Genomic DNA, 228 nt, shown 5'->3' with positions numbered 1-228 from the left:
GACACGTGGAGCTGAATGATACTAATCGGTCGAGGCTTTGATCTAGTCTAATGGTTTGTGTTGATGAATCCTCAGTTTTCAGGGAACAAACCCTAAAACAATATTGACATGCGTATGACGCGGTGTTAATATTCATTTTGTCTGGTGGCGATAGCGAGACGGCCACACCCGTTCCCATGCCGAACACGGAAGTTAAGCGTCTCAGCGCCGAAAGTAGTTGGGGGATCT

General features: G+C 47.4%; 1 rRNA gene. It reads left to right on the top strand.

The window, feature by feature from the left end:
* Window positions 1-140: 140 nt before the first annotated feature.
* A 5S ribosomal RNA gene (gene rrf, locus KNO73_RS14940) occupies window positions 141-228 on the top strand; the annotation flags it as partial.

The organism is Exiguobacterium sp. s83 (assembly GCF_018617095.1).
Lineage (GTDB): Bacteria > Bacillota > Bacilli > Exiguobacteriales > Exiguobacteriaceae > Exiguobacterium > Exiguobacterium profundum.
Note: the sequence above shows the minus strand (reverse complement) of the source record. Positions and strands in the feature narration are given on the sequence as shown.